The organism is uncultured Brachyspira sp. (genome assembly GCF_949287625.1).
Taxonomy (GTDB): Bacteria; Spirochaetota; Brachyspiria; order Brachyspirales; family Brachyspiraceae; genus Brachyspira.
The window spans coordinates 35922-51450 of the sequence record NZ_CASEGO010000008.1; the positions used below are offsets into that span (position 1 = coordinate 35922).

A 15529-nucleotide genomic window follows, 5' to 3' on the forward strand; every position below is an offset into this window, starting at 1 on the left:
TAAACCGCCGTATATTTATTATAATCTTTTTTTAAAAGTATTAGAAATAGGCTGTATCATATTCATAAACATTATACTGATAAATGATATAGCAACTATTATCATCACCCATTTAAAAGCAAGCTCTCTGTCTCCAGCCTGTACCGCAGTATAAACAGCAAGCGACATAGTCTGCGTTTTATTAGGTATATTTCCAGCTATCATTATAGTAGCACCAAACTCTCCCAAAGCCCTAGTAAAAGAGAGTATAGTACCTCCTAATATAGAATGCCAGCTGTTTGGCAGTATTAATTTCCAAAAAATCCAATTTTCTGATTTTCCTAATGTTCTTGCTGCATTTATTATATTTTTATCTATTTGTTCAAAAGCCCCTTTGCTTGTTCTGTACATTAGAGGAAATGATACTATAAAAGAAGCCAATACTGCACCTCTAAGTGTAAATACAAATGGAAATCCTAATTTATAAGCTAAACTTCCTATAAAAGAATTACGCCCGAAAAATAATAAAAGAAAAAATCCCACAACAGTAGGAGGAAGTACTAAAGGAAGTGTAAATATTATATCGAAAAGAGATGAAAATTTTTTTATTTTCACTGCTATAATAGCGGCATATATTCCAACAAAAAAAGTAATTATTGTAGAATAAAATGCCGTTTTTATAGACAGTATTAACGGAGTATATTGCATAATTGATGATTTCTTATTGTATTACAGTAAAGCCGTAAGCTTTAAATGTTTCTATAGATTTGTCAGATGATATATAATCTATAAACTTTAAAGCTTCTTCTTTATTTTGAGAAGATTTTATTACAGCTATAGGGTAAATAACTTTTTTATGTGTTCCTTCAGGGGCTTCTGCTATTATATTAATATCTTTTGCTATTTTTGCATCAGTGGCATAAACTATGCCGCAGTCAACTTCTCCTATCTCTACCCAAGAAAGTACATTCCTAACATCAGAACCATAAACTGCTTTTTGTTTGACCGCATCAAGTATGGATAAATTACTTAATATTTCTTCTGAATACTGACCTACGGGTACGCTTTTAGGCTCTCCGAGTCCTACTTTGGCAACATCAGCATTTGTTATGTCTGTAAATGATTTTATATTTAATTTTGAATTACTAGGAGTGATTAATACCACTTTATTTTCAAGCAAATCTTTTCTTGTATTAGTATCTATCAAATCTTTTTCCTGTAATGCGTCCATTTGTTTTTGTGCGGCTGAGAAAAATATATCTGCTGGTGCTCCTGATTCTATTTGAGACTGCAATGCACCAGATGATGCAAATGAAAATGTAACTTGAGTTCCTGTTTCTGTTTTATAATTATTAGCTAATTCTGTAAGTACATCAGTCAGGCTTGCAGCTGCCAAAACCAAAATTTCTTTATTATTAGATGATGTGTTAGATGATGAAGTTTTATTATCAGCAGTGTTTGAATTGCTGCATGATACAAATATATACGATATTATTAAAGTTATAAGTATTAATTTTTTCATAAGTTAAACCTTTTATATATTTTTATTTAATGACCTTCGCCTTTAATCATACTTATTATATGCTCCAAAAGAGGTATTATCAGATTAGTGCAGTACTCAGCACCTTTTTCACTTCCGGGAAAGTTTACTACAAAAATATTATCATTAATACCAGCATACACTCTTGAAAGAGAAGCAAATATAGTTTCTTTCATAGATTCTTGTCTTAGATAATCAGATACCCCTCTTACTTCTTTTTTACAAAAACTTTCTGAAGCTTCAGGAGTTACATCTCTTTTTGATAAGCCTGTTCCTCCTGTTGTGATTATTATATCAAATTTTTCTTTATTTTCTTTTAAAGTGTTTAATATAATATCAAATTCATCTGGTATAATAATTTTTTCTATATTTGTAATTTTATTTTTTAATTTCTCTTCAAGAGTTTTTATTATAACAGCACCAGATTTATCTTCATATATTCCTTTATATGCTCTGTCAGAAACAGTAATAACAAGTATTCTCAAGATTTATTTCTCCTCCCTTAATAACCCTTGCAAATATTCCTCTTTTTGGCATAATGCAGTAGCCTACTAGATTTTTTATATCACAGCCTTTATGACATTCTTTTCCTATTTTTGACACTTCTAATATTGTATCACCTATATATATTTTAGTACCTAAAGGCAGAGTAAAAAGCTCTATTCCTCTGGTAGTGATGTTTTCTGCAAAATCGCCTGCTTTAAGAGTGCTTTGCATTTTACTGTTTGTATATTCAATATCTTCAATTGCCAATATAGAAACTTGTCTGTCTGTTAATTTATTGAAATGAGCGTCATTAAGTACACCTTTATCTTCTACTAATGTAATTTTATCTACTGGAGTTTTTACTGTACCTGTATTTTTAGATATGTTTAAAGAAACGAGTTCAAAATATTTCTTTTCCATCATATTATCCGTTTATCTTACATTTATTTTAAAACTGCTATTATTTAGAAGTTTATACAAAAAAGTAAAATATTCAATATTATAATAAATTTTTTTTAGAATTTTGTTTAAAAATTGAAAAAAATTTATTATAATATTATTTGAAATTAATTTTATGGTCAAAGTAAATGAATAATAAATATATATTAGATAAGGCATTAGAGTTTGCGGATAATAATATAGAAATAGAGCTTATAAAAATAGATAAAACTTCAGGCTCATCTCCAAGAACATTGGACGCTTTTATGATAGTGTACAATGAAGATAATAAGCAAAAAACTATGGGTACAATCGGAGGCGGTATATTAGAATTTGAGGCTGTTAAAGACGCTTTTGAGTTTTTAACTAAAAAAGAAAATCATAATAAAAAATATAATTTAAGCCCAGAGTCTTCTGGCGGAATAGGTATGGTATGCGGCGGCAGTGCAGATATATCTTTTACATACTTGAATAACAATAAAGATTTTATATATACTCTAAAAAAAGAAATAGAAGATAAAGAAATAAATGTTTATATATTTGGTGCGGGTCATGTATCTTTTGATTTGGCAGAGGTTTTATATAAAATAGGATTTAATTGTATCGTTATAGATGACAGAGAAGAGTTTGCTAATAAAGAGAGATTTCCTAATGCATATAAAGTATTGGCAGAAGATTATAATAATGTATTTGATAAAATAAATATTACAAATAAAGATTATATAATTATAGTAACTAGAGGTCATGCTGATGACTATATAGTAGAAAAAAATGCTCTAAAAACAAATGCAGCTTATATTGGTATGATAGGAAGTAAGAATAAAATAAAAACTCTTCATGAAAGATTAAAAAAAGAAGAAAATTATACAGATGAAATGATATCGAGAGTGCATGCCCCAATAGGTTTGTCAATAGGGGCAGAAACTACAGAAGAGATAGCAATAAGTATAGCAGCAGAACTTATACTCACTAGGGCTATATCTGAAAATAGAAGAAAAATAAAAAAATAATTTTTTGTTTTTTAAAATATTTATAAATGGGAATTGTTATGGGAAGAACTTTTTTGCATCCGAATGAGGCATTGGAATTGGTATTAAAAAATTGCGAAGATTATGGTAATGAAAAAATATCTGCACTTGATTCTTATAATAGAGTTTTGCTTAATGATATTTATGCTTTAAATGATGATCCTCCTTTTAGTAAATCTTCTATGGACGGATATGCTTACAAAAAAGAAGATGAGAATAAAGAAAGCTATATTTTAAATGAAGATAAAGTTATATATGCAGGTCTTTGCGGTAAAATAAGTATTGGCAGCGGGGAATGTATAAAAATAATGACTGGTGCTATGATACCAGATAATTGCAATGCAGTTCAGAGGGTGGAGTGGACAGAAGAAAAAAAAGAGAATAATAAAACAATTATTAAATTTACAAAGAAAGAAATATCCAATAATATAATAAATAAAGGCAGTAATAAAAAGTCTGGAGATAAAATATTATATAAAAAATTCTTGTTTCCAAAAGATATTGCCATACTTGCAGGATTTGGATATAGTAACATAGAAGTAAAAAAGAAAATTAATACTGCTGTTATATCTACAGGCAATGAGATAGCAAATATAGGCGAAGCTTTGAAAGATGGACAAATATATGATGCTAATGCCCCTATGCTTGTTTCAAGAACTTCTGCCTTATCATGTAGTAGTAAATTTTACGGAAAAGTTGATGACAATGAAAAAGAAATAAGAGATATACTTTCAAAAGCAATAAAGGAAAATGATATTATACTCATAAGCGGCGGGGTATCTATGGGTGATTTTGATTACGTGCATAAGGAGCTTATTAATCTTGGAGTTGAACAGATATTTCATGGAATAGCTATGAAGCCAGGTAAGCCTTTATTTTTTGGTAAACTTGATAAAAAGGCTGTTTTTGCTTTGCCCGGTAATACAGTTTCTTCTTTTATGACTTTTGAGATAATGGTTAAGCCTTATATATTAAAATGTTTAGGTCTTGAATATGATAATAATTATACTAAAGCTGTACTTTTGGAAGATTTTAAAAGAAAAGACACTGAAAGGCTTGAGTATGTACCTGTAAAATTATTTTATGATGAAACTAGATTGTCTGTACATCTTATTAAATATAATAACTCTTCTATGATATCGTCTTTTTCTGAGGCTAACGGTATATTAAAAATAGATATTGGTGTTTCTTGTATCGATAAAGGGAGTATAGTGGATGTTAGATTCCTTTAATAGAGAAATAAATTATATACGAGTATCAGTTACAGACAGATGCAATTTAAGATGCGTATATTGTATGCCTGAAGAGGGGATTATAAAAAAATCTCATAATGAAATACTTACCTTTGAGCAAATATATAGTATAGTTAAAGAGGCTTCAGAGCTAGGTATAACAAAGGTAAGGATAACAGGCGGGGAGCCTTTAGTTAGAAAAAACATTGAAGAGCTTATATCCATGATTAGAAGTATAGAAAAAGTAGAGATAATAGCTATGACTACAAATGCTGTTTTGCTCTATAACATGGCAGAAAAATTAAAAAATGCAGGGCTTGATTCTATAAATATATCTCTTGATACTTTAGATAGTGAAAGGTACAAACATATTACTAGAGGCGGAAATATATATGATGCTATTAGAGGCATAAATAAGGCTTCTGACTTGGGTTTTAAATTAAAGATTAATACTGTAGTATATGATGAGAAGAGTAAAGCAGAACTGCCATTATTAAGAGATTTTGCAAAAAGTGTCAATGCTGAACTTCAGACTATTCAATGTTATGATATTAATAAACAAAAAGAGGACGCTTTGGAATATGACAGACCTGCAAAGTGTAAGTACTGCAATAGAATAAGGCTTTTATCAGACGGATATTTACTCAGCTGTCTGCATAGTAATATAAAGTTTAAAGTAGATTTTGATGATATAAGAGGCTCTGTAATAAAATGTATTGAAGGAAAACCTGAGAATGGTTCTTACAGCGATGTTAAGTCTGTCAGTATGATAGGCGGATAATATTTATATAATAATTGAGGTTAATATGAATAATAAATTAACACATGTAGATAAAAACGGTAGTGCCAATATGGTTGATGTTGGAGATAAAGATATTGTAAAAAGAACAGCAGAGGCTTGCGGAAAAATATATCTATCAAAGGAAACTTTAAAATTAATAGAAGAAAATAATATAAAAAAAGGTGATGTAATATCTGTAGCTAGAATTGCTGGTATAATGGGTGCTAAGCAGACATCTAATTTGATTCCTTTATGTCATAATATTAATATAGAAAAAGTATCTTTGGATTTTACTTTAGAAGAAGATGGAATATTAATAAAATCATACTTAAGATGCAGCCATAAGACTGGCATAGAAATGGAGGCATTAACTGCTGTTAGTATTGCCGCACTTACTATATGGGATATGTGTAAGGCTGTTGACAAAAATATGAGAATATCTGATATTACTTTACTTTCAAAAACAAAAGAGATTTAGTATTATATACTTTTTTAGTTTGATTATCATAAGTTTTTATTATATAATAAAAATACTATTTGATTAGAATTAAATAGCATTAAAACTTATGGGTTATTAAAAATGAATGAAAAACTTAATAGATTAACTTCTCTAATAAAATATGATATGAAGCCTGCATTAGGTGTTACAGAGCCTGCTGCTATAGCTTTTGCAGTATCTAAGGTTAGAAGCTATACTAAAGGCGATATAGAAAGTGCTGAAATAGTATTAAATTCTGGTATATATAAAAATGCTTTTACCTGCGGAATACCAAATTCAAATGAATTCGGTAATCTGTTTGCTGCTGCTTTAGGATTAGCTGCTGGAAATTATGAAAAAGGCTTGGAAGCATTGGAAGATGTAAAAGATGAAGATAATGATAAAGCTAAAAAGTTAATAGATGAAAATAAAATAAAAATTGTACTTGGAGATATGAGCTCTAATATATATATAAAGGCTTCTGTTAAAACTAAAACGGATACTGCAGAAGTTATTATAAAAGATTATCATACTAATATTGTAAGTATAAAGGTTAATAATACTGTTATATTTAATAAAGAAGATGATGAAAAACAAAAAAATGAAAATGAATCAGAAAATATTTCTTCAAAAGAGATACTTGATTATACAGTAAATGAAATATTAGAATATATAAATAATGTTAGTATAGAAGACATATCTTTTATAATGGAAGCACATAAAATGAATATAGATTTATTTTATTTATCTTTAGAATCAAAGCGTACAGATATAGCAAAAAAGTTATTAAAAATGAATAATAATACAGTATTTTCAGATAATGAGATGTCTACAGCACGTTTACTGACAGCAGGAGCAATAGAGGCTAGGGTTTTAGGGCTCAATAAACCAGCTATGAGTATTACAGGAAGCGGTGCACATGGTATAATATGTACTATGCCTTTATATGCTTTATTTAAAGTTAATAAACTTAGTGAGGATATTCTGCTTAGAGCAACGGCATTGAGTTTTTTGATAACTATGTATATAAAAGAGCATTCCGGCAGACTTTCAGCATTTTGCGGATGCGGTATAGCTGGAGGTACTGGGGCTGCCTGTGCTATAGGGTATTTAAAAGGTGCTGATTATAAAGAGATAGTTCATATAATTAACAATATGTCAGCTGGAATAACTGGAATGATATGCGATGGAGGAAATCAGGGCTGTGTTATGAAAGCTATAGTTGCTTTGGATGCAGGATTTAGAGCGGTTGAACTTTCTTTAAGCGGTTCTTATATATTTCCTATTCATGGTATAAATGCTGAAACGCCTGAAGATACTATGAGAAATATGGGGCTTATAGCTTCTGAAGGTATGGTAGAAACAGAAAAAACTATAATCAAAATAATGGAGAGTAAAAGTTAATTATATCGATAAAAAAGTGACTATTAATTTTTAAATAGATTGTATTTTTATTAAATATAATATAAAATGTTTATTAAAGAACAATAAAATTACTTGACTTATATACATTATATATTATAATTTATAGTACGATTTAAAGGAGTTAACATGAGTAGTGCTATATCAAATCAAATACTTGTATTTAAGATAAATAACGAATTATACGGAATAGATATTCTTAAAGTTCAGGAAATATTAAATTTTATGCAGCCTTCGCCTATACCTAATTGTCCGGAATATTTAAAAGGTATTATTAATTTGAGAGGTACTATAATTCTTGTTATAGATTTAAGGGCTAGATTCCATTTTGATGAACCTATGAATCCAGAAAACTGTGTAATCGTTGTTGTTGCTATAGGTGATAAAAAATACGGATTAGTTGTTGACTCTGTATCTGATGTTCTTACTATAAATAGTGAAAATATACAGGAAGATATAGATATGCATGTTGGCATAGACAGCAGATATATAATGGGATTGGTAAAAGCCAATGAACAGATGATCATTTTAGTTGATATAGATAAAGTATTTATTAAAGATGAACTTGATGATTTAAGTACTGCTATTAATAATTCTATAGTAAAATAATATATATGTCTTCACATAGAATACTTAGAGTAAATGAAAATATTAAACAAACTCTCTCTATGATTATAATGAGGGAGATAGAAGACCCTAGAATTAAAAATAATCTTGTTACAATTACTAAAGTAGATACAGCTAAAGACTTGAAAAATGCTAAAGTTTACTTTGTATGCCTTAATGAAGATAAACACAATGAGGTTCTTAATGGTCTTAATAGTGCTAAAGGTGTAATATTTTCTTATCTTAAAAAACAGCTTACTATTAGATATGTTCCTAATCTAACATTTCATTATGATAAAAATTTGATAGAAACTAACAAGGTATTAACAGATATAAAAAATTTAAATATACCTGAAGATAATTAATTTATAAAAACATTACAATATATTAAAGGCCTATTTAATGTCTACTGATAATATAAATACAACAAAAAAAGAGATAATAGAAAGATTATCAAAAGCTCAGAATATTACAATAACAGGGCATAGAAATCCAGACTGCGATTGTATATGTTCCGGTCTTGCTTTATCTTTGATTATAAAAAATATCTTTAACAAAGAGGCTATTGTTGTTAATACTGATAAAATGCAGAGAGATTTGCAAAATGTTTTATTTGTTGATAGAGTAATTTTTGAAGTTAATGAAAATACTCTTCCTAAGAAAGATGTTTTAGTTATTTTGGATTCAGGAGATATAGATAGAATAGGCTGGCTTTCTGATATTACAGATAAATATAATGAAGTAATTTTCATAGATCATCATAAAGTGAGAAACATTAAAGGTGTTACTATGTTTTATGATGATACTTCAGCAGGTGCTACTTGCGAGATAATATTTGATATATTTCAGGATTATGCCGATAAAATGGACTCTTCAATAGCAACACTTTTATACAGTGGAATTTGTACTGATACTGGAAGTTTTATATTTAGCAATACTACAGAAAGAACGCTTCTTTATGGTTCAAAGTTAATGAAAATAGGTGTTATACAGGAAAATCTTGGAAATGTTGTAAGAAAGAGATATACTAGAAATGATGTATCTGCATTGATGGAAATATATAGAAGAATGATAATAGACTATGATAGAAAAATAGGCTATATATGTCTGGAAGATAGTATTTGCGGTATTAATATAAAAGAGCTTGGAGTTAGTGCGTCAGACACTCTTATACAAATGGACGATGTTCTTATCGGCTTTATTATTCATGAAAATAAAGATGATTTCAGAGTAAGTATGAGAAGCAGAGCATCTAAAGATATCAGAGATATTGCAGAGAGTTTCGGCGGCGGCGGACATCCTAAAGCATCTGGTTTTTCTGTTTCAAAAAAAGAATATACTAGAGAAAAATTGATAAAAGAGATAAAAGATAAATTAATTGCTTTATTAGATTCATAATTTATGACAAGAGATAATATTATAATATATACAGACGGCGGCTGCAGAGGAAATCCGGGGCTTGGGGCTTGGGGAGCTATACTTATAAGCGAAAAGCATAATTTGCGTCTTGAAATAGGTGAAAGCGAAGATAATACCACAAATAATAGAATGGAGATGAAGGCTGCTATTAAAGCACTTGAAAGATTAAAACATTCTCATAATATTAAATTATATAGTGATAGTGCATATTTAGTTAATGGTATGACAAAATGGATATACTCTTGGCAGAAAAATAATTGGATAAAAAGCGATAAAAAGCCTGTTGAAAACAAAGAGTATTGGCTTAAATTGATTGAATTATCAAGTAAACATAATATAGAGTTCATAAAAGTAAAGGGACATTCCAATAATAAAGAAAATAACCGTGCTGATGAAATAGTTAATATTTTGATGGATAAGCATATTGAAAGCGGTAAAACAGTTTCATTTAATGAAAAAACTCAGTATTGTTAATTTCTTATTGACATAATTGATATAAAATATATAATATCGTATATTTATATCATTATTGTTTTTTAGTATGGACACAAGACACAAGACACAAGACACAAGACACAAGACACAAGACACAAGACACAAGACACAAGACACAAGACACAAGACACAAGACACAAGACACAAGGACACAAGACACAAGACACAAGACACAAGACACAAGACACAAGACACAAGACACAAGACACAAGACACAAGACACAAACTCATAAAATATCCTAAATCATCTATAATATTCAAAAGCAGTGAAAAACCAGAAAACTATTTTTATATAATCATAAAAGGTAAAACATTATCTTATAATAATTTTATTAAAGACTCTAATTTTTTTAGTAAAAATGGCGATATTATAGGTTTAATATCATCTATAACAAACGAACCATATTTTTCTTCAATAGAAGCTATAGAAGACTGTGAGCTTTTTGAGATAGAAATAGAAAGTATAAAAGATATTCATAATAAAAATATTATTAAAAGAATATCCAGTTATTTATTGTTTACTCTTGAGGTGTGGCTTAGTAAATATTATAATATTTTAATCAATAACAAAATAGATTTGTATAATAAAGAAGATACATTACTAATGGCTAAAATATATAAAAACAATGGTTTTGAAGATGCAGGATATAAGCTTTGCATATCTCATATAAATACATTTCAAGATTGTGAAAATTGCGATGATGTAGCAGATTTCTTAAAACATTTAAAACCAGCTTCTGAACCCATAAAAATTGATAAAAATGTATATAAATTTCAAAAGGGATATTGTTTATACACTGAACTTGATATCATTAATAATATTTACCATATAAAATCTGGAAAAATTGGAATATATAATATAATTAATTCAAAGCATACAGTAGGAGTTATATATAAAAGTAATCATATTTTAAGCTTTGTAAATCCTAAACAGGAATATAAACCACTATTGATGACAGCAGTAGTGCTTGAGGAGGCTGTAATAGAAATATTGCCGTATGATGATTTTATAAAAAAGTTATATACAGATATTAGTTTAAGATTAGATTATATAAAAATGAATTCTATGAAGATTATAACTACAATATTAAAAATAAAGGCTTTAAATAAAAAAAATATAAAAGAAAAGATTATTGTTTTGATATATTCTATATTAAAGATAGAAACATTATTTAATGACAATAAAAAAATAAAATTATTATATTCTTATGAAGATATAAAAAATATGCTGAACTTATCAATATCTCATACAGAAATATATTTACTTCTTAGCAACATAAATCATATTGAAGCTGATTTATTTAATAATATTATAATTACTGATGCCGAGAGCTATCTTAATGAATATTCCAATTATATATAACAGCTTTTCTCAAGTTATTTTTATATTTTATAAAGGGCAACATAATTAAATTAACATAATAATACTTTACAATTTTTCTTCTTTTTAGTATAATGTTTTTTAAAGGATTATATTATGTTTACTTATTTTGTTATAAAACGTATATTAAAAGGCATAATCATGTTTATAATACTTATGTTTATGTCATCTGCTATATTCAATACTGTAAGCGAAAAAACTCTAAAATCTCAGATAGAAGAAAATATAAATGCAGAAGTTAGAGGGCTTAGTAATATGCGTACTGAAGATATAGAGAATTTTATCAAAGAGAGAAGGGCATATTACTACGATATATACTGGCTTAATAGGAGTATAGGAGAGAGAATATTTATACGTGCTGTTAATACAATAACTTTTCAGTTTGGAAAATCGGCTATTATGATGGATTCAAACGGAAATAGAGAAGTTATAAAAATAATAGGGGAAGCACTTCCTCGTTCTATAATACTTTTTACAACAGCTTCAGTTATACAAATGATAATAGGGCTTATAATAGGACTTATAAAGGCAAGAAAAGCAGGAGGATTATTCGATAGGACTACAAGCATTATTACTATGATAGTATACGGCATGCCTACTTGGTGGCTTTCTATGATACTTATAATGGTATTCGTTTATAAGTTCAATTTATTTCCTTCTGGAGGGGTACATTCAATACCTGTACCTACTGGTATAATGTATTATTTAGATATGTTATGGCATATGTCTCTGCCTTTGATTACATTAACATTAATAGGTTTTTGGGGACTTTCATTTGTAGTAAGAAACATAGTATTATCTACTTTGCAGGAAGATTATATAATGGCTGCACGTGCCAGAGGGATATCAGAAAAATCAGTTTTACTTGGACATACTTTGAGAAGTTCAGCTCCTCCTATAGTTACTATAACATTATTAGGGCTTCTTGGTTCTATTGCAGGATCTATTATATTTGAGGGTATATTTTCTTGGCCTGGTCTTGGAAATCTTTATTGGATATCAGTTCAGCAAAATGATATACCTGTGTTAATGGGGAATTTAGCTATCACTACAGCACTTTATCAATTCGGACTTGTAGTTCTTGATATATCTTACGGATTTTTAGATCCTAGAATAAAAGTAGGAGGCAGGTTATAATGAAAAATAATATAATGAAAAAACTTGCTCCGCTAATAGAATTTTTTGAAGAGTTCAAAAAAGATAAAACAGGAGTTGTAGGTTTATGTATATTAGTTTTGGCAATATTAGTATCATTATTTGAGCCTTTGCTTTTAACCTATAAAGAAGCTCCTAAACGCTGGAGAGATATAACATATTGGCAGGATAATCCAGCTTCAGCAGCTCCGCAGTGGCTTAATTTTTTTCAGAGAGAGAAATCAGCTATTACTGCAGATATAAATCCTATAAGTGTTGAGACTAATTATATAGACAATCAATTAACTTACAAAGCAGTATTTGAATATGATTATAAATTTGACAAATCTCCAGTTGATTTAATATTTCATGCAAATGTAAATGGTTCAGCTGCATCGGTATGGACTGTTACAAGACCAGATGGGGCTATGATTACATTATCAGATAGTTTACATAATATAAACGGTGATTTGAGAATATCAGCCTTTAATGATTCAAAAAATAGAATATTTAGGTTTTACAGAGATTCTGTACCTAGAATGCTTGCAAGACAGATTGATATTCTTACTACCAATCCTATGAAAATACTTTTTAATACTAAAAAAGATGATATGGCTAAAGATTTTAAAGCATTAAAAGGTATTTACAAATTTGAAGTTTTGTTAAAGTTTTCGGACAATAATAATACGAGTTTTGAAAATCCTTATATGGTATTAGTAGGTTCTATGTCTGGTATAATGGGTACTGATAATATGAAGCGTGATATATTTTCTGGGCTTGTATCAGGTCTTAAATGGGCATTATTTATAGGAATAGCTACTAGTTTTATATCGGTTATAATTGGTGTAATGTACGGGATAGTGTCTGCGTATTTTGGAGGAATAGTTGATAATATTATGCAGTTTATTTATCAGATATTTATAGGTATTCCAGTTCTTCCAGTGATGATAGTTATGAGTGCGATATTTAAGCCAAGTATATGTACTATGATAATGATGATGATATTTTTCTCTTGGACTGGTTCTGTTATGACGGTTCGTTCTATGGCTATGCAGCTTAAAGAAGAAACCTATATTGAGGCGGCACGTACAATAGGGGCTGGGCATTTTAGAATAATATTTAATCATTTAGCTCCATTACTTCTTCCTTTTTCATTTGCTTCTATGGCTTTAGCTGTGCCTTCTGCTATAGTTTATGAATCTTCTTTATCATTGCTTGGACTTGGAGACGCTTCCATAGTTACTTGGGGACAGATTCTGCATGATGCTATGAAAGGTTCTGCTGTATTATCAGGGCTTTGGTGGTGGATAATACCTCCGGGCATATTAATTGCTATTTTAGGTATGTCATTTGCATTTTTGGGTTTTGCTTTGGATAAAATACTTCACCCTAAATTAAGGAGCAGATAATAAATGTTTAAAAAAATAATAATATTTAATACACTTATATTTATTTTAATATCATGTTCAAATAAATCCAATGATACTTTGGATATTGTGCCAGTGGATTCTACTAAATCTTTTTCTGTATTAGGTTATTGTACACCAGCACCGGAGAATGCTTTTAATGTTAGGTATTCTATTGTTAATAAAACTATTGCAGAGTCAAATTTTGATTATAATAATATTAACTTCTATTACAGAGCTTCAAAAAATTTAGACGAGCTCTTAGCATTGTATGATAATCTAAAAGAATATAAAACTTATACTGATAATGAAACAGGAATAGAAGTAATAATGGAGACTTATGATAAAGAATACATTGCTCATTGGAATGTTAAAGGAATATATTACTCTTTATCAGGGGGAGATGAGAACGAGCTTTATAATTTAGCTTTGATACTTATAAAAAATAAGGCTTTAAATTAACTTATTATTCCAATTCCAAATCTATTACTATATCAATTTCTGTAATAGAGCAGTTTAATTTTTTAGCAATATCTTCTTTGCTCATGCCTTCTTTATATAGTTTGATAATATTGGCATTTTTATCATCTGATGATACTGCTGTATTATCCTCTTCTTTTGATATTTTTTTATCAGTATCATTATGTTTATCATATATAGACATATTAGACTTTATAGTTCTGTCTAATTTGCTTCTCAATCTCTCTATAGCCTCTTTTCTAGCTTCATCATCTATAGCTTTTGCGGCAGTATCTATATTATTTTTTTTGACAGTTTTTTTAACTTCTTCTTTTTTTACTTCTTTATTTTCTTTAACTTCTTTTTTACTTTCTTTCTCTTCAGGCTTTATATTTAATTGTACATTTTCATCTTCTACTCTTATATCCAATTTTTTCTTTTGGATTTCTGTATTAATAGTTATATTATTATTAACTTCTTCTTTATTTTCTTTAACTTCTTTTATATTATTCTCTTCAGTACGTATTTCTTTATTATTAGAAGTTAATTCATCTGTGAGTTTATTTGCTCTTGTTATAGCATCTTCCAATATTGAAATTCTTGACAATGCTATATTATTAAACTCTTTTACCAAAGCCTCTATTTCTTCTCTAGCCTTAGACATAGTTTCTTTTTCTAGTCTTTCTCTAGCTTTAGAAACTATATATATATAAAAGAGCGGCAGGACAACCGCTAATATTGTTACATTGATTATTACACTGATTAAAATTTGCATAACTTGAAAACTGTACTAGCCTAAAAGATCTATTTTTGATCCCTTAGTTTTCTCTGTGGCAGAAACCTCTTCTATTTCTATAATATTATTATCATTTTCATTATTATCAATAATTCTTTTCTTATTTTTTTTTCTATAGGACATATAACCTTGATCTTTTTGTTTTTGTTCATCATCTTTTTTTTCTTTAACTTTTGTTTCATCAGAAATATTTTCAGATTTCACAACAGTAGAATCTTTTATATAAGAATCTCTATGTATATCTCTATCTTCGGATTGCATAGCAATGGTTTTGGCGGCCATTCTCGTATGCTCCATACGTCCTATATGCGACTGCTGCATATATAATTGCTGTAAATCCAAAGGTGCTATAGGCATTTTTTAATCTCCATATAATATGCCTTAAATTTTATATCCTATATTAATTAATATATATATTTTTTATTATTATTGCAAGCAAAAAAATAAAA

At 28.5% G+C, this 15529-nt stretch carries 19 protein-coding genes; 13 read left to right on the plus strand and 6 right to left on the minus strand.

Annotation, left to right across the window (positions count from 1 at the left end):
- Positions 1-18 precede the first annotated feature (18 nt).
- The 4 genes from modB to Q1X91_RS03115 are packed head-to-tail and all read right to left on the minus strand — an operon-like array spanning position 19 to position 2425.
- Positions 19-687 carry a molybdate ABC transporter permease subunit gene (gene modB / locus Q1X91_RS03100; RefSeq protein WP_300753323.1) on the minus strand — a complete coding sequence of 223 codons (669 nt, stop codon included), beginning with the start codon at positions 685-687 and terminating at the stop codon, positions 19-21.
- Positions 688-700: 13 nt separating this feature from the next.
- Entirely contained in the window at positions 701-1501 is an 801-nt protein-coding gene (gene modA / locus Q1X91_RS03105; protein WP_300753324.1) for a molybdate ABC transporter substrate-binding protein, read from the minus strand.
- A gap of 26 nt (positions 1502-1527) precedes the next feature.
- Positions 1528-2004: a MogA/MoaB family molybdenum cofactor biosynthesis protein gene (locus Q1X91_RS03110; RefSeq protein WP_300753327.1), complete on the minus strand. Its 477-nt coding sequence runs from the start codon at positions 2002-2004 to the stop codon at positions 1528-1530.
- Positions 1976-2425: an MOSC domain-containing protein gene (locus tag Q1X91_RS03115; protein WP_300753329.1), complete on the minus strand. Its 450-nt coding sequence runs from the start codon at positions 2423-2425 to the stop codon at positions 1976-1978. Before Q1X91_RS03115 ends, Q1X91_RS03110 begins: the two co-directional genes overlap by 29 nt.
- A 167-nt stretch (positions 2426-2592) precedes the next feature.
- On the opposite strand from Q1X91_RS03115, the gene xdhC reads away from it, so the two are divergent.
- The 13 genes from xdhC to Q1X91_RS03180 all read left to right on the plus strand — a co-directional run bounded on the left by xdhC (position 2593) and on the right by Q1X91_RS03180 (position 14287).
- A complete protein-coding gene (gene xdhC, locus Q1X91_RS03120; RefSeq protein WP_300753331.1) occupies positions 2593-3453 on the plus strand; it encodes a xanthine dehydrogenase accessory protein XdhC in 861 nt (286 codons plus the stop codon).
- Between the two features lie 38 nt (positions 3454-3491).
- The gene (locus tag Q1X91_RS03125; protein ID WP_300753333.1) at positions 3492-4703 is read left to right on the plus strand and encodes a molybdopterin molybdotransferase MoeA; all 1212 of its coding nucleotides are present in this window, start codon (positions 3492-3494) and stop codon (positions 4701-4703) included.
- A complete protein-coding gene (locus tag Q1X91_RS03130) occupies positions 4687-5484 on the plus strand; it encodes a radical SAM protein (RefSeq protein ID WP_300753335.1) in 798 nt (265 codons plus the stop codon). Before Q1X91_RS03125 ends, Q1X91_RS03130 begins: the two co-directional genes overlap by 17 nt.
- A gap of 25 nt (positions 5485-5509) precedes the next feature.
- Positions 5510-5962 carry a cyclic pyranopterin monophosphate synthase MoaC gene (gene moaC / locus Q1X91_RS03135; RefSeq protein ID WP_300753336.1) on the plus strand — a complete coding sequence of 151 codons (453 nt, stop codon included), beginning with the start codon at positions 5510-5512 and terminating at the stop codon, positions 5960-5962.
- A 102-nt stretch (positions 5963-6064) separates the two neighbouring features.
- Entirely contained in the window at positions 6065-7366 is a 1302-nt protein-coding gene (locus Q1X91_RS03140; RefSeq protein ID WP_300753337.1) for a serine dehydratase subunit alpha family protein, read from the plus strand.
- Positions 7367-7513: 147 nt separating this feature from the next.
- The gene (locus tag Q1X91_RS03145; protein ID WP_300753339.1) at positions 7514-7993 is read left to right on the plus strand and encodes a chemotaxis protein CheW; all 480 of its coding nucleotides are present in this window, start codon (positions 7514-7516) and stop codon (positions 7991-7993) included.
- A 5-nt stretch (positions 7994-7998) separates the two neighbouring features.
- Positions 7999-8355: a 30S ribosome-binding factor RbfA gene (gene rbfA / locus Q1X91_RS03150; RefSeq protein ID WP_300753340.1), complete on the plus strand. Its 357-nt coding sequence runs from the start codon at positions 7999-8001 to the stop codon at positions 8353-8355.
- Positions 8356-8392: 37 nt separating this feature from the next.
- Positions 8393-9388 carry a bifunctional oligoribonuclease/PAP phosphatase NrnA gene (locus Q1X91_RS03155; RefSeq protein WP_300753342.1) on the plus strand — a complete coding sequence of 332 codons (996 nt, stop codon included), beginning with the start codon at positions 8393-8395 and terminating at the stop codon, positions 9386-9388.
- Positions 9389-9391: 3 nt separating this feature from the next.
- Positions 9392-9883: a ribonuclease HI gene (rnhA, locus tag Q1X91_RS03160; protein ID WP_300753343.1), complete on the plus strand. Its 492-nt coding sequence runs from the start codon at positions 9392-9394 to the stop codon at positions 9881-9883.
- Positions 9884-9950: 67 nt separating this feature from the next.
- A complete protein-coding gene (locus Q1X91_RS03165) occupies positions 9951-11267 on the plus strand; it encodes a cyclic nucleotide-binding domain-containing protein (RefSeq protein ID WP_366945485.1) in 1317 nt (438 codons plus the stop codon).
- 114 nt (positions 11268-11381) lie between these two features.
- Positions 11382-12422 (plus strand): ABC transporter permease, encoded by a 1041-nt coding sequence (locus Q1X91_RS03170; RefSeq protein WP_300753344.1) that lies wholly within the window; start codon positions 11382-11384, stop codon positions 12420-12422.
- A complete protein-coding gene (locus tag Q1X91_RS03175; protein ID WP_300753346.1) occupies positions 12422-13828 on the plus strand; it encodes an ABC transporter permease in 1407 nt (468 codons plus the stop codon). Before Q1X91_RS03170 ends, Q1X91_RS03175 begins: the two co-directional genes overlap by 1 nt.
- Before the next feature lie 3 nt (positions 13829-13831).
- Positions 13832-14287, plus strand: coding sequence for a hypothetical protein (locus Q1X91_RS03180; protein WP_300753348.1), 456 nt, complete (start codon positions 13832-13834; stop codon positions 14285-14287).
- A gap of 4 nt (positions 14288-14291) precedes the next feature.
- Here Q1X91_RS03180 and Q1X91_RS03185 read toward each other — a convergent pair whose 3' ends face one another.
- Together Q1X91_RS03185 and Q1X91_RS03190 are read right to left on the minus strand one after the other, a co-directional pair.
- Entirely contained in the window at positions 14292-15059 is a 768-nt protein-coding gene (locus Q1X91_RS03185) for a hypothetical protein (protein WP_300753350.1), read from the minus strand.
- Between the two features lie 15 nt (positions 15060-15074).
- Positions 15075-15437 carry a hypothetical protein gene (locus Q1X91_RS03190; protein ID WP_020004317.1) on the minus strand — a complete coding sequence of 121 codons (363 nt, stop codon included), beginning with the start codon at positions 15435-15437 and terminating at the stop codon, positions 15075-15077.
- Between the last annotated feature and the right edge of the window lie 92 nt (positions 15438-15529).

What these genes read in the sequence shown, in the direction of transcription:
- modB (WP_300753323.1), bottom strand. Translation starts at nt 687, where the DNA reads ATGCAATATACTCCGTTAATACTGTCTATAAAAACGGCATTTTATTCT.
- modA (WP_300753324.1), bottom strand. Translation starts at nt 1,501, where the DNA reads ATGAAAAAATTAATACTTATAACTTTAATAATATCGTATATATTTGTA.
- Q1X91_RS03115 (WP_300753329.1), bottom strand. Translation starts at nt 2,425, where the DNA reads ATGGAAAAGAAATATTTTGAACTCGTTTCTTTAAACATATCTAAAAAT.
- xdhC (WP_300753331.1), top strand. Translation starts at nt 2,593, where the DNA reads ATGAATAATAAATATATATTAGATAAGGCATTAGAGTTTGCGGATAAT.
- Q1X91_RS03125 (WP_300753333.1), top strand. Translation starts at nt 3,492, where the DNA reads ATGGGAAGAACTTTTTTGCATCCGAATGAGGCATTGGAATTGGTATTA.
- Q1X91_RS03130 (WP_300753335.1), top strand. Translation starts at nt 4,687, where the DNA reads ATGTTAGATTCCTTTAATAGAGAAATAAATTATATACGAGTATCAGTT.
- moaC (WP_300753336.1), top strand. Translation starts at nt 5,510, where the DNA reads ATGAATAATAAATTAACACATGTAGATAAAAACGGTAGTGCCAATATG.
- Q1X91_RS03140 (WP_300753337.1), top strand. Translation starts at nt 6,065, where the DNA reads ATGAATGAAAAACTTAATAGATTAACTTCTCTAATAAAATATGATATG.
- Q1X91_RS03145 (WP_300753339.1), top strand. Translation starts at nt 7,514, where the DNA reads ATGAGTAGTGCTATATCAAATCAAATACTTGTATTTAAGATAAATAAC.
- rbfA (WP_300753340.1), top strand. Translation starts at nt 7,999, where the DNA reads ATGTCTTCACATAGAATACTTAGAGTAAATGAAAATATTAAACAAACT.
- Q1X91_RS03155 (WP_300753342.1), top strand. Translation starts at nt 8,393, where the DNA reads ATGTCTACTGATAATATAAATACAACAAAAAAAGAGATAATAGAAAGA.
- rnhA (WP_300753343.1), top strand. Translation starts at nt 9,392, where the DNA reads ATGACAAGAGATAATATTATAATATATACAGACGGCGGCTGCAGAGGA.
- Q1X91_RS03165 (WP_366945485.1), top strand. Translation starts at nt 9,951, where the DNA reads ATGGACACAAGACACAAGACACAAGACACAAGACACAAGACACAAGAC.
- Q1X91_RS03170 (WP_300753344.1), top strand. Translation starts at nt 11,382, where the DNA reads ATGTTTACTTATTTTGTTATAAAACGTATATTAAAAGGCATAATCATG.
- Q1X91_RS03175 (WP_300753346.1), top strand. Translation starts at nt 12,422, where the DNA reads ATGAAAAATAATATAATGAAAAAACTTGCTCCGCTAATAGAATTTTTT.
- Q1X91_RS03180 (WP_300753348.1), top strand. Translation starts at nt 13,832, where the DNA reads ATGTTTAAAAAAATAATAATATTTAATACACTTATATTTATTTTAATA.
- Q1X91_RS03185 (WP_300753350.1), bottom strand. Translation starts at nt 15,059, where the DNA reads ATGCAAATTTTAATCAGTGTAATAATCAATGTAACAATATTAGCGGTT.
- Q1X91_RS03190 (WP_020004317.1), bottom strand. Translation starts at nt 15,437, where the DNA reads ATGCCTATAGCACCTTTGGATTTACAGCAATTATATATGCAGCAGTCG.